Source organism: Campylobacter showae, from assembly GCF_900573985.1.
Taxonomy (GTDB): domain Bacteria; phylum Campylobacterota; class Campylobacteria; order Campylobacterales; family Campylobacteraceae; genus Campylobacter_A; species Campylobacter_A showae_E.
The window spans coordinates 695,766-719,691 of record NZ_UWOK01000001.1 but is presented as its reverse complement, the minus strand read 5'-3'; the positions used below and the strand labels follow the sequence as shown (position 1 = coordinate 719,691).

General features: G+C 46.1%; 22 protein-coding genes and 1 tRNA gene. 12 read left to right on the top strand and 11 right to left on the bottom strand.

The features are described from left to right. Positions 1-11: 11 nt before the first annotated feature. Positions 12-109: transfer RNA gene (locus EE116_RS12430), tRNA-Sec, on the bottom strand. Between the two features lie 92 nt (positions 110-201). Here EE116_RS12430 and EE116_RS03605 point away from each other — a divergent pair. Beyond that, positions 202-810, top strand: a complete 609-nt coding sequence (locus tag EE116_RS03605) for a BON domain-containing protein (protein ID WP_122873269.1) — start codon at positions 202-204, stop codon at positions 808-810. A 554-nt stretch (positions 811-1,364) separates the two neighbouring features. Here the strand turns inward: EE116_RS03605 and EE116_RS03600 are convergent. The 3 genes from EE116_RS03600 to EE116_RS03590 are packed head-to-tail and all read right to left on the bottom strand — an operon-like array spanning position 1,365 to position 5,242. Beyond that, on the bottom strand, positions 1,365-3,824 hold the full coding sequence (locus EE116_RS03600) for an efflux RND transporter permease subunit (RefSeq protein ID WP_122873268.1): 2,460 nt from the start codon (positions 3,822-3,824) through the stop codon (positions 1,365-1,367). 7 nt (positions 3,825-3,831) lie between these two features. Continuing rightward, entirely contained in the window at positions 3,832-4,419 is a 588-nt protein-coding gene (locus tag EE116_RS03595) for a Tgt2/MlaC family protein (protein ID WP_122873267.1), read from the bottom strand. A gap of 1 nt (position 4,420) precedes the next feature. Further along, a complete protein-coding gene (locus EE116_RS03590; RefSeq protein ID WP_122873266.1) occupies positions 4,421-5,242 on the bottom strand; it encodes an MlaA family lipoprotein in 822 nt (273 codons plus the stop codon). 63 nt (positions 5,243-5,305) lie between these two features. On the opposite strand from EE116_RS03590, the gene EE116_RS03585 reads away from it, so the two are divergent. The 8 genes from EE116_RS03585 to EE116_RS03550 all read left to right on the top strand — a co-directional run bounded on the left by EE116_RS03585 (position 5,306) and on the right by EE116_RS03550 (position 11,916). Beyond that, the gene (locus tag EE116_RS03585; RefSeq protein ID WP_122873265.1) at positions 5,306-6,088 is read left to right on the top strand and encodes a TOBE domain-containing protein; all 783 of its coding nucleotides are present in this window, start codon (positions 5,306-5,308) and stop codon (positions 6,086-6,088) included. 3 nt (positions 6,089-6,091) lie between these two features. Continuing rightward, positions 6,092-6,841 carry a molybdate ABC transporter substrate-binding protein gene (modA, locus tag EE116_RS03580; protein WP_122873264.1) on the top strand — a complete coding sequence of 250 codons (750 nt, stop codon included), beginning with the start codon at positions 6,092-6,094 and terminating at the stop codon, positions 6,839-6,841. Further along, entirely contained in the window at positions 6,838-7,218 is a 381-nt protein-coding gene (locus EE116_RS03575; RefSeq protein ID WP_122873263.1) for a TOBE domain-containing protein, read from the top strand. Before modA ends, EE116_RS03575 begins: the two co-directional genes overlap by 4 nt. After that, complete coding sequence (locus tag EE116_RS03570) at positions 7,215-8,135, top strand: ABC transporter ATP-binding protein (RefSeq protein ID WP_122873262.1); 921 nt, start codon at positions 7,215-7,217, stop codon at positions 8,133-8,135. The genes EE116_RS03575 and EE116_RS03570 overlap by 4 nt, the downstream gene beginning before the upstream one ends. After that, entirely contained in the window at positions 8,132-8,806 is a 675-nt protein-coding gene (gene modB / locus EE116_RS03565; RefSeq protein WP_122873261.1) for a molybdate ABC transporter permease subunit, read from the top strand. The genes EE116_RS03570 and modB overlap by 4 nt, the downstream gene beginning before the upstream one ends. Further along, a complete protein-coding gene (locus EE116_RS03560; RefSeq protein ID WP_122873260.1) occupies positions 8,803-9,270 on the top strand; it encodes a redoxin family protein in 468 nt (155 codons plus the stop codon). The genes modB and EE116_RS03560 overlap by 4 nt, the downstream gene beginning before the upstream one ends. A gap of 205 nt (positions 9,271-9,475) precedes the next feature. Then, entirely contained in the window at positions 9,476-10,810 is a 1,335-nt protein-coding gene (locus tag EE116_RS03555; RefSeq protein WP_122873259.1) for an MBOAT family O-acyltransferase, read from the top strand. Then, positions 10,810-11,916 carry an SGNH/GDSL hydrolase family protein gene (locus tag EE116_RS03550; protein ID WP_122873258.1) on the top strand — a complete coding sequence of 369 codons (1,107 nt, stop codon included), beginning with the start codon at positions 10,810-10,812 and terminating at the stop codon, positions 11,914-11,916. Before EE116_RS03555 ends, EE116_RS03550 begins: the two co-directional genes overlap by 1 nt. Positions 11,917-12,507: 591 nt before the next feature. Here EE116_RS03550 and EE116_RS03545 read toward each other — a convergent pair. The 6 genes from EE116_RS03545 to nspC form a co-directional block, all read right to left on the bottom strand. Further along, complete coding sequence (locus tag EE116_RS03545) at positions 12,508-13,137, bottom strand: NAD(P)H-dependent oxidoreductase (RefSeq protein WP_122873257.1); 630 nt, start codon at positions 13,135-13,137, stop codon at positions 12,508-12,510. Between the two features lie 132 nt (positions 13,138-13,269). Further along, on the bottom strand, positions 13,270-14,817 hold the full coding sequence (locus EE116_RS03540; RefSeq protein WP_122873256.1) for a disulfide bond formation protein B: 1,548 nt from the start codon (positions 14,815-14,817) through the stop codon (positions 13,270-13,272). Between the two features lie 609 nt (positions 14,818-15,426). Continuing rightward, the gene (selD, locus tag EE116_RS03535) at positions 15,427-16,449 is read right to left on the bottom strand and encodes a selenide, water dikinase SelD (protein WP_163028021.1); all 1,023 of its coding nucleotides are present in this window, start codon (positions 16,447-16,449) and stop codon (positions 15,427-15,429) included. Then, positions 16,446-17,045: a sulfurtransferase-like selenium metabolism protein YedF gene (yedF, locus tag EE116_RS03530; protein WP_122873255.1), complete on the bottom strand. Its 600-nt coding sequence runs from the start codon at positions 17,043-17,045 to the stop codon at positions 16,446-16,448. Before yedF ends, selD begins: the two co-directional genes overlap by 4 nt. Before the next feature lie 136 nt (positions 17,046-17,181). Next, positions 17,182-18,129, bottom strand: a complete 948-nt coding sequence (locus EE116_RS03525; protein ID WP_122873254.1) for a formate dehydrogenase subunit gamma — start codon at positions 18,127-18,129, stop codon at positions 17,182-17,184. 441 nt (positions 18,130-18,570) lie between these two features. After that, positions 18,571-19,710: a carboxynorspermidine decarboxylase gene (nspC, locus tag EE116_RS03520; RefSeq protein WP_122873253.1), complete on the bottom strand. Its 1,140-nt coding sequence runs from the start codon at positions 19,708-19,710 to the stop codon at positions 18,571-18,573. Positions 19,711-19,801: 91 nt separating this feature from the next. Between nspC and EE116_RS03515 the strand changes: the two genes are divergently transcribed. After that, positions 19,802-20,023, top strand: a complete 222-nt coding sequence (locus EE116_RS03515; protein ID WP_122873252.1) for a MoaD/ThiS family protein — start codon at positions 19,802-19,804, stop codon at positions 20,021-20,023. A gap of 1 nt (position 20,024) precedes the next feature. Then, complete coding sequence (locus EE116_RS03510) at positions 20,025-20,459, top strand: molybdopterin synthase catalytic subunit (RefSeq protein WP_122873251.1); 435 nt, start codon at positions 20,025-20,027, stop codon at positions 20,457-20,459. A gap of 359 nt (positions 20,460-20,818) precedes the next feature. Here EE116_RS03510 and yedE read toward each other — a convergent pair whose 3' ends face one another. Beyond that, entirely contained in the window at positions 20,819-21,886 is a 1,068-nt protein-coding gene (gene yedE, locus EE116_RS03505) for a YedE family putative selenium transporter (RefSeq protein WP_122873250.1), read from the bottom strand. Between the two features lie 387 nt (positions 21,887-22,273). On the opposite strand from yedE, the gene EE116_RS03500 reads away from it, so the two are divergent. Next, entirely contained in the window at positions 22,274-23,470 is a 1,197-nt protein-coding gene (locus EE116_RS03500; RefSeq protein WP_122873249.1) for a molybdopterin molybdotransferase MoeA, read from the top strand. The last annotated feature ends 456 nt before the right edge of the window (positions 23,471-23,926 follow it).

Here is a 23,926-nt window from a genome sequence, read left to right as displayed (position 1 = left end):
CGTAGAAGTTTTGGCGAGAGGATGAGAGAATCGAACTCCCCGCGAAGCGGTCAACCGCCCCGCCATCGGATTTGAAGTCCGCGAGCGCCACCAGATCGCTTTATCCTCCGCGTCGTTGGATGATGAGCGCGATTATAACTAAATTTATATAAATTTTAGTTTGATTTCTATAGTATTTGGAGAAAATTTTATGGGTCGGCGATGAAAAAGCTATTTGCGCGATTTTTTTTAAAAAACATCCTCATTTTTTCGCCGATTTTTTTCCTCGGCGGTTGTCTTGAGCTCTTTACGACCGTGACGCCGCTAACGGGCATAAACGTCTACGACGCCTACCAGATCAGCAAAGATGAGCGCGGTATCTATTCGATAACGAAAGATAAATTTATAAAAACGAAAATCCAGACTAAAATTTTAGCCTCAAGCGGGCTTAGTAACCTAAACGTGGACGTAGAGAGCTTTTACGGCGACGTGTATCTCATCGGCGTGGTGCCCGATGACGAGCACAAAACTAAACTCGTAGAGCTAGCCAAAAACACCGACGGCGTGAGTAAAATTTACACCTATATTCGCTTTCCTAGCGACGGCGGCGAATGCGAGAGTAACCTCGCCATAATGCTAAAACTAAAAAATAGCTTTTTTAAAGATAGCATAATCAGCGGCACAAGCGTAAGAGTAAGCGTAGTGCAATGCAACGTCGTATTTACGGGTATCATCACCGATATAGAGCAAGAAAAACACGCGATCTGGTATGCCAAGCACATCGACGGCGTGAGAGACGTGTATTCGTTTTTGAAGGTTTTAAAGGAGTAGTTTTTATATATTTTAGCGGCTTGCCTCTTGCTGCGCTTCGCTTATAACTCTCACTCGAGCACTTCTTTGCAGATTTTTGCTTAGCTTTTATACTCAAATTTGAAGTCAAATTTAACCAAATTTGTAAATTTTACGCACCAAAACCCGCATCTTGACGGCACTAAATTTAGTTTTTAAATTTGGCGCATTGTTTCAAGCTATCTTGCTTTTATGTTAAGAGGAAAGGGGCTTGAATTACGCTCTGCTAGCAGTTGCGAGGCAAAGCCGAAGCAAAAGAGCTCCCTTCCCCATTAACAATCCCCCAACCCCTACGACGTGAGAAGTTGTTACACTGCGTGCAGGTCTAAATTTGGCGCTATCGCGCCGCACGTTTTAAATTTACGTTTTAAAGATATGGGTCTCGGTGGGCAAAATTTGTAAATTTAGCAAGATATGATACAAGTATTCCAGACAGAATAGGCGTAGTTTAACTTTAAAATTTTAACCCGCGAGGGCGCGTATATGAAATACGTAACCGAAGCGGGTTTAAAATTTTAAAGCTTGAAATCCGTCGTTTATGGGGAATTTTTAACGCGGTAAAAGGTTTTGATTAGTGTCGGCAGCAGCACCAGCGCCCCCAGCAACATCATTATCATAACAAGATCAGTCAAAAGTCCGAAATATATCGTCGGGATAAAGTTGCTAGTTACCATTATGCTAAAGCCCAGAATGATCGCAAACGAGGTGTAGTACATCGCGTAGCCGATACTTGCGTGCGAGGCCTTGATCGACTCGGCGACGTTTTTGCTGCGAAGCTCGATTTTTAGACGGTGGATGTAGTGGATGATGTCGTCCACGCCGATGCCTATGCTGATAGCTGCTATCGTAATGCTCATGATATCAAGCGGGATACCCATCACGCCCATGACGCCAAACACCGCGCAAAGCGGGATCAAGTTTGACGCGATAGCGATGGCGGCGAGCTTAATGCTTTTAAAAATAATGCAAAAAACGATAAAAAGCGACAAGATGACAAAACCGAAAGAATCGACCTGTGAGGCGATGAGGCTTTGAAGGAGGTTATTATAAAGCACCATCGCGCCGCTAACTTGCACGCTTGCGTTGTCGTTTGCGATCAAATTTGCGATGTCGGTTCTAAGCTCGCGCAAAAACTCGTCCCTGCGTAGCGCGTCGTCGCTATCAAGGGTTCGCGCCGTAAAGCGAAGCTCGTTATCTTTTATGCTTACATAGGGGCTTAGGATGATGTCTTTGTATTTTTGCGGGATCTGTTCGTATAGGATCGAGAGCATGAGGCCGTCGGCGGGCTTTTGCGTGATACGCTCGACGACCTTTACGACGGTGTTTAGGCTGCTGGCGTGCCCTACGAAGCGCTTGTTTTCTAGATAGTTATGCACCTTTTTCGCGACGTCGATTTTATGCTGATTAAACCAATACTTATCCTCGTTCGCGCTAGCGGCGAATTCGTCGTCAAATTCGTCTTTAGGCTCGTTTTTAGCCGCGCTTTGCTCAAATTTAGGCTTGTTAAATTTGATCAATATATCGACCGGCACCGTGCCGCCTAGCTTCGTATCGATTACCTGCATGCCTTTGTGGATTTCGGTCGTATCTTTAAAATAGCTTATAAAGCTGTTTTCGACTTTTAGCTTTGAGATACCGTAAAGCCCGAAAATAAGCACCGCAATGCTAATCGCGTAAACGGCGCGGCTGTGATTTAGCGCAAATGCGGCGCAGTGCTTGGTAAAGCTAAATTTATCCTCAAACGTCCTAACGGGAGCAAGCTTTGGCATCAGCGCCGTCGCAGACCCAAATAACAAAAACGCGAGCGCTAGCGAGATAGAGATCGACGCGCTCATCATGATTCCAAGCATTATGATAGGCTTGATATCCGAAAGCGCAAGTGACAAAAAGCCGATAACGGTCGTAAATATCGCAAAAAACGACGGGCTGGCCTTATCGCGCAGCGTGAGATAGACTAGCTGACGGTTGTTAAGATGCGGCTTTGTGATGCAAAACTCGCGGTAGCTCACGATCAGGTGAATAACGACCGAGATCGTGATGATGAGCTGAAGTGCGATGTAGTTTGAGCTGATGACGGTAATCTCCCAGCCGAAAAACCCAAACAGCCCGCTCGCCCAAATAACGCTAATCACGCAGATAAAAATCGGCATAACGATGTAGCGAATCTGCCTAAAAAACAGCCAAAGACAAAAGACCAAAAGCAGAGTCACGCTGATGCCGTAGGTCGCAAGATCCGAGCGCACGAAGCTCACCATATCGTCGGCGATCATATTTGCCCCGCCTAAAAACAGGCTCTCGCCTCCGCCGAATTTCGCTATCGTCTCGCGGATCTGCTCGATCGCGGCGTGTTCTTTTATACGAGCTTCGTCGCGGTGAGCTTTAAACTGCGCATTTACGGCGCTTAGGCGCTGTTTTTGCTCGCTTGTGATGTTGCCCTCAAGTTTGGCGTTTAGCAGAGCATTTCGCTCGTTTAGTATGCTTTGATATTTCTCGTCGGTCTTTAAATTTAACACGATCGCCGTAGTTTTTAGGTCGCGACTAACGAGGTTGTTCGTATATAGCGGACTATCTGCAAACTCGCGGCGCACTAGAGTTTTGTTTATATCGGCATCGGCAAGGCTTGGTACGTGCTTAACTAGCTCGCCAAGATCGTTAGTTCCGCTTTGAAGCAGCGGGATATTTAGTACCGAAATAACGCTTGATACGAGCTCGTTTTTTTCTAGTTCGCGGCTTAAATTTTCTATCTTTTTAAGCGTGGAAGGCGCGAGCAAATCGTTTTTTGGCGTGTAGGCTATAACTAGGTAGTTTGGGCTAACGTAGCGTTTAGAAACGTCTCTAAAGACGGCCAGATCTTTATCGTTTTCAAGTAGCAGCGTCTCTGTAGACGCATCCACCTCGAGCTTGGCGCTAAAATATCCAAAAACCAGCGTCGCGGCTAGTACGCCCGCGATAACGCTTTTTGGAAAGTCGACGATAAATTTAAAAATCCGCTTCATCAACGCCTTATTGCGGAGCTTGGACGGAGTTTAGCTTGCTAAGCAAATTTTCAAAACTCTCGTTTTCCATCAGGCTGTCAAACTGACTGCGGTAGGTCTGGATGATACTAACGCCTAAAATTTCAACGTCGTAGATGAGCCAGCCGCGCTCTTTGGCGTTGTAAAATTTATACGTAAAGCCGTAGTTTTTGCCGTCCTCGCCGACCAGATCGGCATTTAGAAAGTAGCGATTTTCATTCGGTTTGGTTACGTCTTTAAAATTTATAGTTTGGTTTTTGTAGCTTAAAAGCTTATCGACGTAGCTTGATTTTAATCTCTCTTCAAAAGCTTTGTTAAATTTGACCTTTTGCCCGGCGCTTAGGTTGTTGTAGCGCTTGCTTAGGGCGATCTTTGACATCTGTTCGTAGTCGAAATACGGGTCAAAAACGGCGAAAATTTTGCTTATTTTCTCGTCTTTGCTCAAATTTGCGTTTTTTAGCACCTCGATAGCGTCTTGCGTCGCTTTTTGCATCGTAGGTTTTATCTGCTCCTCGCTGATCGCAAAGAGGCTAACCGCGCTAAAAAACGCAAGCAGAATGATTTTTAAAAACTTCATTTTATTCCTTTATTAAATGATTTCGGCGCTGTTCGTATGCGTCGCGTAGAAACGGATACAGATCGATCGCGTCTTTTTTAAGATTGTCGTAAGCATCTGGATGTAAAGACAAAAGGTTGCCCTGACGGAAAGTTTTTATCGCAAAGGAGTCTAGCGCCGGTTTTACGTAACTGACGGGATCGAGATAATAATCGCCGACTAGACCGACGATATCGCGTAAATTTGAGGGTCCGATAAACGGCAAAACCACGTGAAAGCCGCTACCAACGCCCCAGTATCCAAGCGTCTGGCCGAAGTCCTCGTCATGGCGTTGCAGATTGTAGTATTTCGCGCCGTCGGTTAGCCCGCCAAAGCCAATGATAGTGTTTGCCAAAAATCTCAGCGTCTCTTCGCCCGCCTCGCTAAATTTAAACTGCAAGAGGTTGTTTACGAAGCGAACGGGATATAAAAGGTTGTCAAAAAAGTTCCCCACCGCAGTTCTAGCAGCCTCGGGCACTACGTAGTTATAACCTTTTATCGCAGGATGGATGGCGTTTACGTACATAAAATCGTTAAATCCCGTCATCATTCTATTATAGCCGCTAAGCGGATCGAAAATCTCGCTAGGCTGGGTAAATTCGTCGTCAAATTCGCCCTTTTCCTGCGTTTGTTCGGCAAAAACGCAACTAAAAAAAAGCAAAAAAGAGAGTAAAAATTTTCTCATCGAATCTCCGAATTTCAAGTCTGCAAAGGCAGTAACCTGAGATTTTATCTCAATGTAGCTTTTAAATTTATAAATTTCAAAATGCCCGGTATTACGAAGTTTGTTTAAGTTATTTTTCATATATATTTAAATATACTTTCTAGCAAATTATTTTTTTATATTGATAGAATTTGGGGGATTTTCATGAAAGCAGACGTTAGTTTAGAGCTATTTTTAGATAGCGGCGTATCGGTGCTGGCTAAACATATAGAGCTTTTAAAGGCCGTCGAACACACCAAAAGCATAACAAAAGCGGCCGAGTACGTCGGCATCTCGTACAAAAACGCATGGGACAGCCTTGACGCTCTAAATAACCGCTCGGACGAACCGCTAATCGCAAGAGCCGAAGGCAACAAGAAAAACAGCGGCTCGGAGCTCACGCCCTACGGCAAAAAGATGATCGCGCTATACGACGCGATGCTGGAAAGCCAAAAGATATTTTTAGAAAAAGTTTGTTCAAATATAAACGTCGATACGAACGAAATTTTAAATTTACAGCGCATGAGTATGAGTCTAAGCGCGCGAAACCAACTAAGCTGCGAGATCACGGACGTAAAAACGGGCGCGGTAAATTCGCAAATCAGTGCCAAACTCTCAAACGGCGAAATTTTACGCGCTAACGTCACGGTCGAGTCTGAAAAAAATCTAAATTTAAAGGTCGGCAAAAAGGTCGTATTTATCTTTAAAGCTCCAAGCGTAATGCTCGCAAAAGAGGAAAATCTAAAACTAAGCGCGGCAAATTTACTAAAAGGACGCGTTATCGAGGCTAAAATCGGCTCCGTAAACGCCGAAATCGTACTAGAAATCAGCAATCATCAGACGATAACCTCTATCATCACCAAAGAAAGCGCGATGCAAATGCGCATCGGTGTGGGCGACGAGCTCACCGCTATAATCAAAGCAAGTCAAATCATAGTAGGAGTATAAAAAATGAAAAAAACATTTTTTTCGTTAGTCTTCGCGGCTCTCGCCGCTTTTAACCTAAACGCAGGCAAGATCAACGTATTTGCCGCAGCAAACGTCACTTACGCGTTTGACGAGCTAAAGGCTGAGTTTGCCAAATCAAATCCCGACACCAATGTAACCGTCACTCTAGGAGCTAGCGGCGCGCTATCTACCCAGGTCAAAAACGGCGCTCCTGCCGACGTTTTCATGGCTGCAAATATGAAATTCGTAGAGGATCTATACGACACTAAATTTGCCGTAACCGAGCCTGTAGTTTATGCTCAGGGCGCGCTTGCTCTATTTACGATCAGAGATATCGACCTAGCCAAAGGCATAAACGCGGTAGAAGGCCTAAAAGCCATCGCGATCGCAAATCCTGAAACCGCTCCGTACGGCAAGGCTAGCATCGAGGCTCTAAAAAAAGCGGGCATCTACGATAAAGTCGAGAAAAACATCGTCCTAGCAAAATCTATCGGCGAGGCTCTAAGCCAAGCTCTAAGCGCTGCTGACGTCGGATTTATCGCGGCTTCTGCAATGCACAATGAAAAAATGGCCGAGTATAAAGAGGGCAAAAACTTTATCCTCATCGATCCTGCACTCTACACACCGATCGATCAAGGCATGGTTATCCTAAAACACGGCGAAAACAATCCTGAAGCCAAGGCTTTCTACGACTTCATCAGAAGCGACCGCGCGAAGGAAATCTTTAGAAAATTCGGATACGTCGTCCCGTGATAAAGGCTAAAATTTCGGCGATAGAGCAAAATGACGGCGTTAGCGTTTTTGAGTTTAGCGCCGAAAATTTAAGCCTAAAAATGCTCTCTTTGGAAAATCTACAAAATTTAAAAATCGGCGACGAAGTTCGGCTAGGCTTTAAAAGCTCGGACGTATTCGTCGCTACCTCCCCGCTTTTAAACTGCTCGGTCTCAAACGAGATAAAAGCCGAGATTTCAAACATCCAAAAAGGACAAATCACGAGCTCGCTGCATCTAAACGCGGGCGAGTTTGAGTTTGAAAGCATCATCACGACGGCATCGCTAAGGCGGCTAAATTTAACGCTCGGCGATCAAATTTACGCCTACATCAAGGCAACCTCGCTCTACATCGCATGATAGAACTAAACTGCATAAAAAGCCTAAACGGCGCAAACGGGAAATTTGATCTAGACGTAAATTTGAACGTAAAAAAAGGCGAATTCGTAGCTCTATACGGCAAAAGCGGCAGCGGCAAAACGACGCTTTTGCGCCTGATCGCGGGCTTTGAAACGCCTGATAGCGGAACGATAAAAGCAGGCGGACGGACGCTTTTTGACGGTAAAAACTTCACTCCGCCGCAAAGCCGAAATATCGGATTTTTATTTCAAGACTACGCGCTTTTTCCGAATATGAACGTGATGAAAAATCTGCTTTTTGCAAATAACGACGTAAATTTAGCGCGCAAGCTGCTGGGTCTTGTCGAGATGAGCTCGCTAGAAAACGCCGCCATCTCGCAGCTCTCCGGCGGCCAAAAGCAGCGCGCCGCCCTAGCCCGCGCTCTCATGCGAAAGCCAGAAATTTTACTCCTCGACGAGCCGCTCTCCGCGCTTGATAACGCCATGCGCGAAAAGCTGCAAGACTACCTTGCTAAGGTGCACGCCGAGTTTGATATGACGACGATTTTGGTTAGCCACGACGTCGCGGAGATCTACAAACTCGCGTCCAAAGTCTTCGTGCTAGAGGGCGGTAAAATCGCGCAAGAAGGCAGCCCTGGCGAGATATTTTTGCGCCACAGCGGCTCGCAGAAATTTAGCCTGCCGGCAAAAATTTTAGAGATCTCAAAGCGCGACGCCATCTACGTAGCCGTCGTTTCCGTCGGTCAGCAGCTTTGCGAAGTAGCGCTAAGCGCCGCAGAAGCTGCAAATTTAAAAGCGGGTGACGAAGCGTCGATAAGCGCCAAGGCGTTTGGGTTAAATTTGCAAAAAAGCGGTAGCGAAAACGACAAATTTGGCGAGCGAAACGATCAAATTTACCCGCAAAGCGAGCCGAAATGAATATAGATTTTACGCCCTTTTACCTCTCGCTAAAGCTTGCTTTTATCTCGACTGCGATCTTGTTTTTTCTCGTGTTGCCGGTTGCGTTTTGGCTCAGCCGCGCGAGTTTTAAATTTAAACCCGTGCTAGAAGCCGTGATCTCGCTACCTCTCGTGCTGCCGCCTTCAGTGCTGGGTTTTTATATGCTGGTTTTTCTCTCGCCTTATAATTTTTTAGGCAAATTTTTTGAGGAAACCTTTGATATACGCTTGGTTTTTAACTTCTCAGGCCTCATCATCGCTAGCTGCATTTACTCGCTGCCATTTATGTTTCAGCCGCTTCAGGCTGGCTTTGCGAGCCTGCCAAAGAGCCTTTTTGAGGCGAGCTACTCGCTAGGCAAAGGCAAATGGGAGACGCTTTTTAGAGTCGCCTTGCCAAACATCAAACCCTCGCTTCTAACCGCTCTCATAGTAAGTTTCGCGCATACTTTGGGCGAGTTTGGCGTCGTGCTGATGATAGGCGGTAGCGTCGGAGATAAGACAAAAGTCGCCAGCATCGCCATCTACGAGGCCGTCGAGCTCATGGACTATACTAAGGCGCACGTTTATTCGGCGATTATGCTGTTTATAAGCTTTACGGTGCTATTTTTAGTCTATTTTTTCAACAATTCACACGCAAAGAGGACGCAATGAAAGATATAAATGCAAATTCGGTCAAATTTGACGAGCTAACGAGCGGCAAAAACTGCATCGTTTTTACCTATCCCAAAATGGGCGAGAGCGGGAAGTTTTTACCAGAAAATTTAAAGGATTTAAAGGGATTAACCGGCTGCACGCTTCAGTGCAAAGCCTATCAAGAAAACCTTGCAAAGCTCGAGTCTTTAGGCTTTATGCTAATAGCCGTCGGTTCTCAAAGCATAGAAAAGATGAACGAGTTTAAACAAAGCGTAGACGCAAATTTTATCTTTTTGAGCGACGAAAACTTCGAGCTAGAATCCCCGCTAAATTTACAAACCTTTACCACGAACGACGGTAAGAAATTTTACCGCCGCCAAACGCTGATCATCAAAAACGGCGAAGTCGTAAAAAGATTTAACGACGTAGCCGAGCCCGCAAACGACGCGGCAAACGTACTGGCAGCGATAGAGCGGCTTTAAATTTCCGTCAAATTTACGCAAGACGGCGAGCGACTTTAGGGCTCAAATTTGGAAGCAAATTTAATCCAAGCAAATTTGAGCCGTTATGGACTCAAATTTAAAATTCTCGCAAAACAGCAAGTAAATTTTAAATTCCCGTCAAACGTAAATTTAACCCAACCCAAAATCATTTTTTTATATAATTACGCAAAAAATTAGGCGGTATATGAATCTTTTTTCCATAGAATTTGGCTTGTGCTTTTTTATTTTTTGGCCGATTTATTATTTTTTAAACATGCGCCCGCACCTACAAAAAATCGTTTTACTCGCCTTTTCTTACCTGTTTTTGGCCTCGTTCGGGCTTAAGTTTTTAATCATAAATTTTATCTTTAGCACCGCGATTTTTCTTTTCGCAAGGGCGGCTCAGAGCAAAGACTCTGCTATTCCTTTTGCCGCGGGCATTATTTTCGTGCTTTGTGCGCTTGCGTTTTTTAAATACGGCGGCTATTTTACGATCAAATTTGGCGTCATGAGGCTTGAAACCATCGCGCTTCCGCTTGGCATTTCGTTTTATTCGTTTATGAGCATTTTGCTGCTAAAAGCCGTGCGAGAGGGCGAACTAGAGGCGCCTAGCTACCTTGATACGCTGATTTTTCTTAGCTTTTTTGCCGCGATTATTTCGGGTCCGATTTTGCGGCCAAAGCCCTTTTTCGAGACGCTAAATTCGCCCAAGGTTTTTCGCGCTAGCCCCGCCATATTCGCGCTTTTGTGCTCCGCGCTTTTTAAAAAAATCATCGTCGCAAACCATCTTTTCGAGATAGTTAATCCCGTTTTCGCCGCGCCCACCCTACCCGCCTCGCAGCTTCTTGGCGCGCTTTTTGGCTACAGCGTGCTGCTTTACGCCGATTTTAGCGGCTACGTGGACTTCGTGACGGCGCTAGGGCTCATGTGTGGCTTTGTTTTACCGCAAAACTTCAACCGCCCTTTTACGGCGCGAAATTTAAAAATTTTCTGGCAAAATTGGCACATCAGCCTCATGAATTTTTTTAAAGAGTGCGTCTATTTCCCGCTGGGAGGTAGTCACGGCACGGCGGTACAGACGCAGCTAAACGTGATGCTAGTTTTTGCGATCTCTGGCATCTGGCACGGAGCGGGGCTTAGCTTTTTGCTCTGGGGGCTCATCCACGGCCTTGGCGTCGTGTTTTTAAATCTAACCAGCGAGCGCAAATGGCTAAACTCGGCGATGCTGGGGCGATATTTTACGTTTATTTTCGTGAGTATGGTTTGGGTGTTTTTCACGATGGATTTTGAGGGGGCGGTGCGCTACATCGGAGCTATTTTTAGAAACTCCGGCGGCGAGCTTCTTGCGATTTGTGCGCTATTTGCGGGCGTTTTTGTGTTCGTATTTTTATACGCCGCGCTTGATGTTTATCCGCTGTTGGTCAAATTTTTTGAAAATATAAACGTTATTTTTTCAGCCGTTTTTTTGGCGATTTTTGGGATAATTATTTACTTTTTGATGCCGCCTGGTATGCCTAACTTTATATATCAAGGATTTTAATGAGAGCGTTTTTTGGGGTATTTATCGCGTTTTTTACGCTGATTGCGCTATTTTTGAGACCGCTGTCAAACTACTACGAAGCCAAATACCAAAAGGATTTTTTCATCACGGACGAGCGAGCGATGGCGCTGAGCGATAAATTTATAAGCGCGGCAGAGGACGGCTTGCAGAGCGCAAAATCTGCTATCGATAAACTTATGGGTATTTTTTCGGGCGATAAAAAACAGGTCGCAACTAGCCCTAAAATGGAGCAAAATTTAACCGCCTCGCAAATCGAACCGGCAAATTTAAACACTCAAAATACGCAAAATTTAACGCCTAGTATCGGCACGGTAAAAGATGTAAATTTGACTGCGCAAACAGCTCAATTACCAGCTAAAACCGCTTTAAATTTAGATAAAAACAGCTCGCTAGCCTCAAATTTAACGCCGAGCGCTCCGAGCAAAACAAATAAATCCGCGACTTTTGATATCGAGCTAAATGAAAATTTAGGTGTTATTTTGATAGGCGACTCCATAATGCAAGGCTTTGGCTGGGGCTTTGAAAATGCGCTAAAAACGAGCAAAATCTCAATCAAAAATATGGCAAGAGCAAGCACGGGGCTAACAAATAAGAAATTTTACAACTGGAGCGAGGAGCTAAATGCGGCGCTAGCAAGCCTAGAAAATCGCCCGCAAAATCTGCTGATATTCGCGCTTTTTGGCGCAAACGACGCTTATAGCTACACGTTTGACGAGCAGGCGCTGGACTTTGGCACCGACGCATGGCGCGAGGCGTATGAGGGCAGGATCGCCGAGATCTACGAGATCGCGGGAGAGCACGGCGCACAGGTCGTGTGGCTGGGGGTTCCGTGCATGAAGAGCGAGAAATTTGACAAAAAAATGAAGGCGCTAAACCTGATCTACAAGGACTCGGCGCAAAAGTACGGCGCGCGCTACATCGATATCAGCGGCGCAATCTGCGATAACGGCAAGTATCTAAAAGAAGGTGCCGACAAAAAGCCGCTGCGCAAGGACGACGGCATGCACATCAGCATGAACGGCGCTAAAAAGATCGCCGTCTACGTCGTGGATAAGCTACTAAACGGGCAGAGCGATAATTTTTAGCTAAATTTGAGTTTGAATAAATTTGCGCGGTCGGAAATTCTTAAAATTTGGAGTTTGTGGAATCTATAAATTTGAAGTCTCGCCGAATTTTGCGTCTTAAATTTGAGCAAATTTACCAAGCCGTTCGCAAAATAAATACCAGCGCGCCTAAACTAGCTTACGCCGACTTTTACCGTACAGCGCAGCCAAATGCTCGCTCGTATAAAAGTGAGTATCGCGCGAAATATGCGCGGCCGTCTTTTTACACTAGACGATTATCCCATCCCCAGTGCCATCTACGTTTTGCTGCGGCTGACCTAGATAGCGTGACCGATTGCCAAACGGCAGTTTGGCACAAAACTTTGGCGCAAAATCATCAAATTTGCTAGAGCGTATACACAAACCGCGTTTGCGCCTTCGCGTAGTCTGCCGTGCGTGCGCTTTCTTTGCCGACGTAGATTTATCGGTTCGTTTTTATTTTCGTTGCCTCGGCGAATTTAAATTTACCTCAAATTTGAGTAGCAAAATTCGAATTTAAAATCTAGCCGGCGCCAAAACCGCGTAAAGCTCGCGCCGATTGAGTTAAATTTTAAATTTACGTAACTGCTAAATTTAGTAAATCCATTTCACGACGTCGCTTAGTTCGCGGCGGTATCTTTTTGGTTGCGGCTTGACGCGGTATCCAAACGGCACCATGAGGCACACGCGCTGCTTGCTCGTGTCAAGGCCTAAAATTTTATTTAACGCCGCTGCATCAAAGCCCTCGATAGGGCAGCTATCGATGCCCAGGCTCGCCGCCGCGGTCATCATATTTGCCGCCGCGATGTAGCACTGTTTGCTCGACCAGTGAAAAACTAGCTCGTCATCGCGATGAAAGCGTCCCTCTAAAAAATCGCCGTAAAATTTCTTCCTCGCGGCGATCATCTCGGGCGCCTTATCTCCGCGGCGGTCGATCATTTTTTCCACGTATTCGCCTACGCTTTTTACCTCGGCGACTTTAGCTAGTATGACTACTAAATGCGAGCAAGAGGTGATTTGCACTTGATTCCACGAGGCTTCGCGGATCTTTTGCCTGAGCTGCTCATTTTGCACGACGACGAAGTCCCACTGCTCAAGCCCGACCGAGCTAGGACTTAGCCTACCCGCCTCCAAAATAAAGTCAAATTCGCCCGCGCTGATTTTCTTGTTTTCGTCAAAAACTTTGCACGCATGACGAAATTTCATCGATTCTAAAAAATTCATTTTCGCTCCTTTTGTTTTTATAGTTACACCAAATTATATAAAATTTGACCGAATTTAAGCTTAAAGAGGATTTGGGATAGAGGCAAACTCGCCCGCGCGAAACGGACGAATTTGCCTTGGTTTGGACTAAATTTACTCGCCCAGAGGATTATTTAGCTCTACGACATTTACTTTGCCGTCTTTATGAGTTAGAGCGTAGATGCTGCCGCCCTTTATCGCCAGTCCGGAGATGTCGCCGATTTGCGGCATCGCGTAGGCATCCGTTATCTTTGCGTCGGCAAGGTCGATCACGAGCAGGGTGTTGTAGTTTTTGGAGTAGGCCAAAAACTTACCACCCGCGATATCGCCGGCCGTGACATAGTAGTCTTTTAGGTCGCGTTTATCTTTTAGCGCAAGGCCCGAAGTCACGATAGTTTCGCCGCTTAGCATCTTATCTTTGCTATCGACTTTTATGAGGATCAAGTTCTTAGCGCGCTCGTTTGGCACCGTGATCATATACATATAGGTGCTCTGTGGGTCTTTTGCGAGCGTTAGGACGTATTGTTTTTTCGCTCTTATCGTTAAAAGCGCCGGGCGGTCAAATTTCCACGCAGACTCGAGTCCGCCGCTACTCTCTCTAAAGTATCTCCACTCGTGATACGCGTCCACATTTTGGGCAGGTTTAACGGCAAATGTTGTTTTGTTAAAGCCCGTAGTCACCAGCATATCGCTGACAAAGGTCGATGCGACGGCCTTTTTGATATTTCGGCCGTTTGGCTTGTCGATGATGGCGTGAGCGATCTCTTTAAAATTCGCATCCGTAAAATAAACGCCGCCTTCGGTGTTTGAGATACCAAAAGTATCGTTTTTAGCGTTATACGCAAGTCCGCTCGTTACGCCTTTGCCAAAAATCCCCTTCGTCTCAAAAGGAAGCGGGAAGCTGTTTTTCACGCTAAGCGCAGGTTTTACGTCAACAAACGCGCCGGCGCTTGGATCAGAGTTAAATTTGACGCTTATCTCTTTAGGCTCACCCGCTATAAACGGATCCTCAACGACGTTTGCGCCGACAAATGAAAACGGCTTTTCAAACCTTTTCCAAACGCCTGAAGTCCAAGTATTATTTAGACTGATGCGCTCAGGATCTCCCTTGCCGCTATATGGCGGGATCCCTGCTGAGATGAGCGCTTGAACGGCATTTGATAGGATCACAAATAGGCTTAATGCGATCACAAATTTTGAATACGCGCTAAGAGGCTTGATCCTAGTGTCAGAGCGCGAGATATCGTACGAGACGACCTTGTCTTTAGCAAAAAGCATCATCAGCCCCATCGCTACGACCACAACCCAGTACACCAAAATGCCCCACGTATAGGTGTGTGCGCCGAATATATCGCCGCCAAAGCCCATACCTACGTCTCTATACAAGCTAAAACTAGCGTGCCTAAGCGTCATAAAAATACCGTACGCAGCGCCAAAAAGCACGGCGGCTATATAGCGCACCTTTAGCCCATAGCGCAGTATCAAGATACCCGCGACGCCGACCACGACCATGCCGATACGCTCCCACCAGCAAAGCGTGCAAGGCCCCTCGCCGATGACGTAGCCAAGATAAATATTTGCGATACCGACGGGGATAGCAAGCACGAGCAAGACCGCGCTAGCCATGATAAAATCGAAATTTTTCTCGTTAAAAAAACTCATCTAGCCCTCCTAATACGCCGCGTAAGGCAGCAGAGACGTCCAGCTGGCGATGAAAAACATGATAAAGCAAATCGCCGTCCCCACGGCAAATGCGCCAAACGCTAAGCCCTCTTTTTCAGGCTTTTCCAGGCTATAAAAACGGCTATAGCCAGAAAGAGAAACGATAAAATTCCATTTTATCTCCTTTGTATCATCAAGATTAGATTGTAATTTGAATTTAATTTTTTTATATTTTTGCTTAAAACAGGGAATATTTTTGATAATACGTTGCAGATTGTTTTAAAATTTGGAGAAATATTTTGGAAATTTAACGGATTTGGTTTGCGGGTAAATACGAAAATTTACGGATATTTGGAAGTGGGATTGGCTTCAAATTTGTTATTTTATTTTACTGTGATTTTTTATTTTAGTTAAATTTTATTTTTAAGGATTTTAGCTTTTTTGTATTTTAGACAATTCAAATTTGACTAAATTTATAAGCTTGGGAGCTTTGTCGGTTTATATAAATAAATTTGGCGGGCTTACCGTTTTAAACTTGATATTTCAAAATTTGACCAAATTTAAACCCGTCAAATTTGATTAAAATTGCGAGTTTAAATTTAGACTTGGTTACCGTAAATTTATGCCGTATTCGCCGCGCTTTTTAGCTATGCCCACGACCGCGCTACTTTCGTAGCCGGCCTCTTTTAGACGAGAAAGAGCTAAATTTGCCTCGCTTTGCGGTACCGCTAGTAGCAACCCACCCGAAGTCTGCGCGTCGTAGAGCAATATATCTGCCTCGCCGCCAACGAATTTACTCGCAAATTCGCGGTTTTTGTAGCTTCCCTCAGGGATGATGCCCATATCGGCAAACTCGCGCGCGGTCGCTATCACGGGCACGTTACCGGGGTAAATTTCAAAGCTGATTTTATCGCTTAGCATTTCGCTTAAATGTCCTAAAAAGCCAAATCCCGTGACATCGGTCGCTGCCGTTACGCTGATGCCTTTTAGCGCGTCCACGGCATAGAAATTTAGCTGTAGCATCGTCTCGACGGCCTGCTCGATTTGGGTTAAATTTAGCAGATCGGCTTTGATCGCCGTGCTTAAAATGCCAGTTCCTAGCGGCTTTGTGAGTATGAGCGCGTCGCCCTCTCGCGCGGTGTTGTTTGACCAAAAGGAGCCTGGCGAAACAACACCCGTGACGCTAAGTCCGTAATACATCTGCTGCGTCTCTATCGTGTGTCCGCCGACGATCACGCCGCCGCACTCGGCGACTTTGTCCTGTCCACCGCGTAAAATTTCGCCCAAAATTTCGCCGCTTAGGTTGCAGCTGTCAAAACCGACGATATTTAGCGCGTTTAGTACCTTGCCGCCCATCGCAAACACGTCACTTAGGCTGTTTGCAGCCGCGATCTGGCCGAATACAAACGGATCGTCCGCCACCGGCGTGATAAAGTCTAGCGTCTGCACGAGCGCGATGTCGTCTGTGATCTTAAAGACGCTCGCGTCCTCGTTAGTACCGATGTTTGAGAGCAAATTTGGGTGAGCTAAATTTAAATCGCCGATAGTTTTGTTTAGACCCGACGGGTCAAGCTTGGCCGCTCAACCCGCCGCTCGGACGAATTTCGTGAGACGTTTGTCGTTATAAATCATAGTTTGATTTGCTCGTGCGTAGTTAAAATTTGCATTACTTCGTAGGCGTTTGACATCTCGCCGACGCTTAGGTCGCTTACGAGCTTATACGCTTCTAGGCAGCTGCCGCAGCTTAAAATTTTAACGCCCGCAGCCTCTAAATCCTTAAGCGGTTTAAAGCTCGCATGCGCGCGGTTCGTCGTCATTTTGATGGCGTTATTTACACAGATTACGTATTCGGGTTTATTTTTTACCTGCAAAAGCGCGCCTAAAAATTTAGCCAGCAAATTAACGCCTACGTCGCCGCTACCGGCACGCTCTTCATTTAAATAAAGGGCTGTTTTTTTAGCCTTTGGCGTGATTTCGCAGACGAATTCGTCAAAATTTGCTAACTCAAGCTTTGATTCGCCCTTAACGGCGGTGATTTTTGTTTCGGCGCCGTTTTGCTCTACGCTAAATTCGACGTTTTGATTTTTTAAAAAACGGCTAATGTTTTCTTTTGGAGCGATAGAATTTACTAAAATCTCAAGCTTTTCGCCGACTTTTAGGCTCTCGAGCGCATTTTTAGTCCTGATAACGGGCTCAGGGCAAGCCAAATTTCTACAATCGATTTGCATGATTTTTCCTTAAATTTATTACTCTTCAACCTGAAGTCTGAGGGGAATTTTATCTAAAAGATTTTAAATTTCGTATAAAAGGCGGCTTGCAAGCTCGCCTCTGAAGCAAAAAAGGAGAAAAATTTCTCCTTTTTTATTATTTTAATTTTGGATAAGTTTTTTCGTATTCAGATACGGGGATTTTATTTTTGGAGATGAGCTCTTGGTACCAGTAGTGGTGAAGTACGTAAACCTCTTCTTCTTCTTTATAGCCCGTTATCATCGACCAGATAGCGCCGTGGATAGCGATGGCCGCCATGTAGATGTGCACTAGGAAAAATACTGCACACACGATGCCAAGCACGTTATGAATTAGTGCAGAAGCTCTTAAAATTTCGATCTGCGATACGCCAAGCCAGCTCGCAACGTCTGGAGCCCTAAAGTCAAGGAAAAACATCGCAGCACCGGTTAGTATCATCACGATACCGCCAGGGATAGCCACCCAGTACCACGCCTTTTGGCCGGCGTTAAATTTGCCCGCAGGTACTGGACGTTTAACCTTTGAGAGATATCCGCCGACGATCAGCATCCATCTGATATCATAAACCGCAGGTAGCATCCTCACTGTCCAAGCTATCAGCATCGGAGGCACCGAAACGGCAAATAAAATCGTAGCTAATCCGTGGATGTCTTTGCAAAATCTAACAAACGCGCCGCCGCCAAGCTCTGCGCCCCACATCATGATGACACCCGTCGGTATAAGCACTATCCATGCGATCGCCGCAGCACCGTGAGATACGCGCTCGATGATGCTAAACGCAAAGACTTTGTTGCCCGCGTGGCTAAAATGCTTTGGCCCGATAATCAAAAAATGCAAAGCAAATGCACCAATCACGGCTAAAATCAGCGACAAAACGGCTATAGCAAAGTAGTCGTTACCCTGAATAAAAGTAAAAATCGGTCCCAAACCGTCTTCGTAAGGCTTGATGTTTTCGATTCTACCAGCAGCCCAGATATTGCTCTGGTACTGGTTCGTGCTAGGACTCGCCTCGATAGCGAAGGCCCAACAGGCGAAAACCGAAAGCAAACTAAAAATTCTCGTCATGCTATCTCCCTTTGGTTTTGTTTTCCGCCTTAAAAAGCTCGTCGTGGTCGGCATCCAGCCAAAGGCTAAATTTTGCGGATTTTCGTAAAATTATATCAAAAAATAACGTAATGCAAGCTTAGCGTCAAAACAACGCATTTTTAGGCGGTTGCGGCACTTTTTTATCAAAATCGGTGTCAAATTTATAATCCGATATATTAATTCATTTATATAAGCTAGATTTTATTTATATTAAATTTAACTTGGTTTGGGATTAAATTTGCAGCAAATTTGACGGGCGATAAACCAAATTTCAAAATTTAAAGCCGAAAAGCTACGAGTTTAGCGCACGCGCATATCAGGCTGAAACCTGAAGTAAAATTTGATTTAAATTTACAGCCACAAACGGTGCTCTCAAACGTCAAATTTATACCCTAAAGGGCGCAGTTTCAAGCGCCAAATTTAGTTTCGCCTCTCATACTCTTCAAAGCCAAATTCCCGCACGGTAACAAGCTCGCCGTTTTCTTTTAAAAGCAGCAAATCAGGCAGCTTTATACCGTTAAAGGTCGTGTTTTTCACGATCGTGTAGTGGATCTGATCCTCAAATATCACCTTATCGCCCACGCTTAGCGGCGCGTTAAATTTATACTCGGACTCTCCGGCGTCAAGCCCCACGATATCGCCGGCCAGACAGGTGTTTCCGCCGAAACGGTAGCTAAATTTACCGCCCTTGCTCTCGCCTCGCACGGCCGGTCGGTACGGCATCAGCACGGTGTCTGGCATATGCGCCTCGGCCGAGACGTCTAGGATCGCTATGGTTTTTTCGTTTTGTACAAAATCAAGCACCGAAGCAGCCAAAAATCCCGTCTGCCAGCCCACCGCTTCGCCAGGCTCTATATAGACCTCGACGCCGTATTTTGCGCGGAAGTTTTTGATCAAATTTATGAGCAGATCCACATCGTAGCCCTCTTTGGTTACGTGATGTCCGCCGCCGAAATTTACCCATTTCATACGCGGGATAAACTCGCCGAATTTCTCCTCAAACGCCATCAGCACGGTCTCCAGACTCTGCGCGCTCTCCTCGCAAAGCGCGTGAAAATGCAGTCCCGCGATACCATCAAGCGCGTCAGCGTCAAAATTTGCGCGCGTGATACCTAGGCGGCTATACCTGCCGCACGGGTTATAAGCGTCAGTCGGCGCGACGGAGAGCTCGGGATTTACGCGAAGCCCACAGGTAACGCCCGCAGCTAGGGCTTTTTGCTTAAATTTCGCCCACTGCGCAAAGGAGTTAAAGACCACGTGTTTTGAGAGCGCTAGCACCTCATCTATGTCCTCGTCTTTAAAAGCGGGAGAATACGTGTGTATCTCGCCTCGAGCGTATTTTGCGGCAAATTTAGCTTCGTGCAGGCCGCTGCACGTCGCACCGTCTAGATACTCGCCGACAAGCCCCATCACGCCGCTAAATGCAAAGCCTTTTAGGGCGACTAGCACCTTCGCGCCGCTTTCATCCTTGACGCGTTTTAAAATTTCTAGATTCCCACGCACCTTGGCCTCTTCGCAGACGTAGGCGGGCGTTTTTATTTTGCTTAATATTTCGTTCATTACGGCTCTTTCGTTTAAAATTTGGCGTAAGTATATCTAAATATTTTTTTAAGTAAAATCAAGAAAAAAATTTAATTTCAAAGGCGAATTTATGGTAGAAATCGAGTTTTTGGGCCCAATCAAAATGGAAAATTTAAAGCTAGAAGCAACAAATTTAAGCGAAGTAAAAGAAAAACTAGGCGAATACGCGCAGCTTAAAGAGTGGCTAAAAATCTGCGCCGTCGCCGTAAATGACGAGATCGCGAGCTCTCTAGACGCGCCGCTAAAAGACGGGGATAAAATTTCCATTTTACCGCCGGTTTGCGGAGGTTAAGATGCAGATTTTTGAAGGAAGCCTAGACGCTAAAGCGATCACAAATGCCTGGTACGACGAGTTTAAAGACAAAAACTGCGGCGCGCTCATCACGTTTACGGGCGTCGTGCGCGAGGAAGGCGGCATAAGCGCTCTTAGCTTTGATATCTACGAGCCGATCCTGCGCAAATGGCTAGCGGGCTGGGAGCAAAAGGCGAAGGATCTGGGCGCATACGTGCTTTTTGCACATTCTCGCGGAGACGTGCCGGTGCACGAGAGCTCCTACGTCGCAGGCGTGGTAAGCCCGCAAAGAAAGGTCGCCTTGCGGCTAATAAACGAGTTCGTAGAGGACTTTAAGGCTAATGCACCGATCTGGAAATACGACGTCGTGGAAGGCGAACGCATCTACGCAAAAGAGCGCAGTCAGGCGATAAAAGGTGCAGGACTTTTAGGCTAAATTTACTTTGCTCGGCTTTGATATACGCGCTGAGCAAATTTGACTGCTTTTTAGATAAAAGCTTTATTTCTTGCGGGCTAGACCATGATGTTTTAGCTCGCTTTTTATATAAATCAAATATTTGAAAATTCGACATTTCGTCTTTCGATCGCCCAGACCCGCACCGCGAAAACCTAAATTCGGTTTTTAAACTTGAAGTAGTTAAATTTGTAAATTTAGTAAGCTATGTGATAAATATTCCAGACAGAATAGGCGTAGTTTAAATAGTTTTTGATTAGGCGTGACGGGAGCATACATGTAGTATGTGACCGAGCGCCTTAATCAAAAACTACTTTTAAAATCTGTTCGTTTATGGGGAATCAAGCAGCTTTTTTGTGAAAAAATCCCACATAAACCGCAAAAACAAACCCTATCGCCACCGCCCACGGAGCCGCAGCCGTTATGGCGCTCGGAGAGCTAGCGAGCAAGAAGTTATGCGCTACGGCCGCGCCCGCCGCCATACCGATAACAAAGATTACCGAGCTTAGATTGCCGGTACCCATTTGTACGAGATGCTTACCCGGGCAGCCTTCGCTCAGGCTAAAGCAAAGCCCGGCCAGCGTCATGCTAAGGAAGTTCCAAAGCACGTCGTTGTGCGCGATAGGCTGGCCTTCGAAGCCAAATTTATACTGCCCAAGCGCTAAATTTACGATGCTAGCAAAAACGACGATACTGATAATGCCCATAAACATCGAGAAATCCCCTTTAAAAAGCCTACCAAACGCCCCTACGCTGCAAAATTTGCTTTTATGCATTAGCGCGCCCACGACTACGCTAAAACCAAGCGAGATCAGGATCGGAGCGTGCATGGAGCCAGGGCCCTTTGCAGAGGTAAAAAGCGCGCCGTTTTCGCCGAGCTTTAGTCCAAACGCAAGCGCAGCAAGCAGCAAAATACCCATAACCGTCGGCAAAACGCCTATCGCGGCCTGAGTTTTAGTCTCGTGCGTGAGGCCGTAGCCGAGCTTTTTGAAAAATACGCCCGCACACACGCCCGCAAAAATACCGACAACTCCAGCAACCGCCGTCATATCGCCGCCGCCGAGACGCAAAAACGCCCTCCACGGGCAACCCAAAAACACGAGGCAGCCAATCATCGCGAAAAATCCGAGAAAAAAACGCACGAAAGGCGACGAGCCCGTAGTCGCACTAAACTCCTTCGTCCAAAGCACGCTAGCTAAAAAGCCGCCCAAAATGAGCCCGATGATCTCGGGGCGCACGTACTGCACGACGCCGGCGCGGTGAAAGCCCAGCGCGCCCGCCGTATCGCGCAAAAAGCAAGCCGCGCAAATGCCCATGTTGCCTGGGTTGCCAAAATACACGAGCAGTGCACCCAGAGCGCCGAGCGCCGCACCTGAAACGATAAACCATTTTGAATTTGAAAAATTCATGAAGTGTCCTTTGAAAAGGTAAAATCGACCCGATTTCTTAAGCGTTATTTTACTGATATTAAAATAAAAAATTAATAAAATTTGACGGGAGATTAATCGCGAAGTTTAAATTTCGGCCAAATTTTAAAATTTACTCGCGGAGGGACGTTTAGCTTGGCTCGTACTTACATATTTAAATTTGGCACATTTTTAAACTTCTATACTTTATTAGCATAATTTACGATTAAATTTAGTAAAATCGGCAGAAATATTCCAGACAGAATAGGCGTAGTTTAACTTTAAAATTTTAACCCGTGAGGGCGCGGACCGGTCGTCCGTAACCGAAACGGGTTTAAAATTTTAAAGCTTGAAATCCGTCATTTATGGGGAATCAAAAAAGGATGAAACATGAAAGAATTTATGAGTTATGAGGCCTCTCTTGAAATTTTACACTCTACGCTGGCTCCTTGGGACCGCGTAGAAAAGGTCACTCTCACGCAGGCACTTGATCGCCGTATCGCCGTAGATATCGCGGCGCAGGACAACTACCCGGAGCGCCCCGTCTCGGCGATGGACGGCTACGCGTTTGCGTGGAGAGAGGATTTGAGCGAGCTCGAGCTCATCACCGACCTGCCCGCAGGTAGCGATAAAGGGCTAAAAGTCGAGGGCGTAAAATGCGTCAAAACATTCACCGGCTCGCTAATGAGCGAAGGCACCGACACGCTAATCCCGGTCGAAAACGTCGAGGTCGTAGGTAGCAAGGTCGTGATCAAAAAGCCCGTGCCAAAGGGCTTTGCCGTGCGCGAAGTGGGCGAAAGCTACAAAAAAGGCGAAATCCTAATCAAAAAAGGAGCGACGATAGGCTACGCCGAGACTGCGTTGCTAGCCGAGCTTGGGATCTTTAACGTTAGCGTATTCGTGCGGCCTAGAGTCGCGGTACTGGCGACCGGAAGCGAGATAAAAGACCTCGGAGAGCCGCTAGAAAACGCCGCGCAGATCCACAGCTCAAACCACGTAGGTATCGCGGCGATGGTGCGCAAAATGGGCGGCGAACCCGTGCTGTGCGAGATAGTACGCGACCGCGCCGAACTCGTAAAAGACGCCATCGTCCGCGCGCTAAAATCAGCCGACGTGCTCGTCACCACGGGCGGCATCAGCATGGGCGACTACGACTTCGTAAAAGGCGCGCTGGGCGAAAATTTCGACATCATCATCGACGGCGCCGCGATCAAACCTGGCCGCCACATCAAGGTCGCAAAAGCGGGCGAAAAATATATATTTGCACTGCCTGGCTTTCCATACTCGGCGATGGTGATGTGCGTGCTCTACGTGCGCGTGCTGCTAAATGCGTGGTTTGGCGCTAGCGAGCCTAAAATCACGGCCATCATGGACGAGGACTACAAAAAACGCTCGCCGTTTTTGGAATTTACGGCGGTAAATTTGGTCAATCGAGACGGCAAAATTTACGTAAATTTAGACGGCAAAAAGCTTGGCAGCTCGGCGATCGTAAACAACCTCACGGGAGGCGCCGCGCTTTTAATCATCCCAAAAGAAACCGAATTTATAGCAAAGGGCGAGATAGTCGAAGTGCTGAAAATGGTTTAAATTTGAGGTCAAATTTGAGTCCGACATTTGCGGTTGCAGGTAAATTTGCAAGAGTTTAGCGAACTTATGACGATCGCAGGTGCACAACGCCGAGCAGATGCGACTAGATGATCAAATTTATGCACCGTAAAATTAGTTCTTAGGCGGTAAATTTTCAAAATTTAGGCGAAATTTTTACCGCCTTGTTTGATCTTTTGGCATTTTGCTTGACGCCGTGGACATTAAAGATTGTTGTTCGGTGCGCCTGCGCTCAAGGATAAAAATGCAGTGAAATTTCTACCTTCTTACTTTGTGCGACGTAAAATTTATTCGGGTAAATTTTGTTAGGCTTGATGCACATCGCCCGCATCTTGATTGCATTCAGCGTTTTTTAGAGTTTAAAAATTGATAACTAAACAATAAACAAAAAGTAATTTTTGAACTAATTTTTGATATAATCGGTATCTAAAATTTAAC

Coding starts and splice junctions, on each gene's coding strand:
- EE116_RS03560 (WP_122873260.1), top strand. CDS start 8,803: ATGAAAGATATAAATGCAAATTCGGTCAAATTTGACGAGCTAACGAGC.
- EE116_RS03590 (WP_122873266.1), bottom strand. CDS start 5,242: ATGAAAAATAACTTAAACAAACTTCGTAATACCGGGCATTTTGAAATT.
- yedE (WP_122873250.1), bottom strand. CDS start 21,886: ATGAATTTTTCAAATTCAAAATGGTTTATCGTTTCAGGTGCGGCGCTC.
- EE116_RS03570 (WP_122873262.1), top strand. CDS start 7,215: ATGATAGAACTAAACTGCATAAAAAGCCTAAACGGCGCAAACGGGAAA.
- EE116_RS03515 (WP_122873252.1), top strand. CDS start 19,802: ATGGTAGAAATCGAGTTTTTGGGCCCAATCAAAATGGAAAATTTAAAG.
- EE116_RS03545 (WP_122873257.1), bottom strand. CDS start 13,137: ATGAATTTTTTAGAATCGATGAAATTTCGTCATGCGTGCAAAGTTTTT.
- EE116_RS03605 (WP_122873269.1), top strand. CDS start 202: ATGAAAAAGCTATTTGCGCGATTTTTTTTAAAAAACATCCTCATTTTT.
- EE116_RS03585 (WP_122873265.1), top strand. CDS start 5,306: ATGAAAGCAGACGTTAGTTTAGAGCTATTTTTAGATAGCGGCGTATCG.
- EE116_RS03550 (WP_122873258.1), top strand. CDS start 10,810: ATGAGAGCGTTTTTTGGGGTATTTATCGCGTTTTTTACGCTGATTGCG.
- yedF (WP_122873255.1), bottom strand. CDS start 17,045: ATGCAAATCGATTGTAGAAATTTGGCTTGCCCTGAGCCCGTTATCAGG.
- modA (WP_122873264.1), top strand. CDS start 6,092: ATGAAAAAAACATTTTTTTCGTTAGTCTTCGCGGCTCTCGCCGCTTTT.
- EE116_RS03600 (WP_122873268.1), bottom strand. CDS start 3,824: ATGAAGCGGATTTTTAAATTTATCGTCGACTTTCCAAAAAGCGTTATC.
- EE116_RS03540 (WP_122873256.1), bottom strand. CDS start 14,817: ATGAGTTTTTTTAACGAGAAAAATTTCGATTTTATCATGGCTAGCGCG.
- EE116_RS03525 (WP_122873254.1), bottom strand. CDS start 18,129: ATGACGAGAATTTTTAGTTTGCTTTCGGTTTTCGCCTGTTGGGCCTTC.
- EE116_RS03500 (WP_122873249.1), top strand. CDS start 22,274: ATGAAAGAATTTATGAGTTATGAGGCCTCTCTTGAAATTTTACACTCT.
- EE116_RS03510 (WP_122873251.1), top strand. CDS start 20,025: ATGCAGATTTTTGAAGGAAGCCTAGACGCTAAAGCGATCACAAATGCC.
- nspC (WP_122873253.1), bottom strand. CDS start 19,710: ATGAACGAAATATTAAGCAAAATAAAAACGCCCGCCTACGTCTGCGAA.
- EE116_RS03555 (WP_122873259.1), top strand. CDS start 9,476: ATGAATCTTTTTTCCATAGAATTTGGCTTGTGCTTTTTTATTTTTTGG.
- EE116_RS03595 (WP_122873267.1), bottom strand. CDS start 4,419: ATGAAGTTTTTAAAAATCATTCTGCTTGCGTTTTTTAGCGCGGTTAGC.
- modB (WP_122873261.1), top strand. CDS start 8,132: ATGAATATAGATTTTACGCCCTTTTACCTCTCGCTAAAGCTTGCTTTT.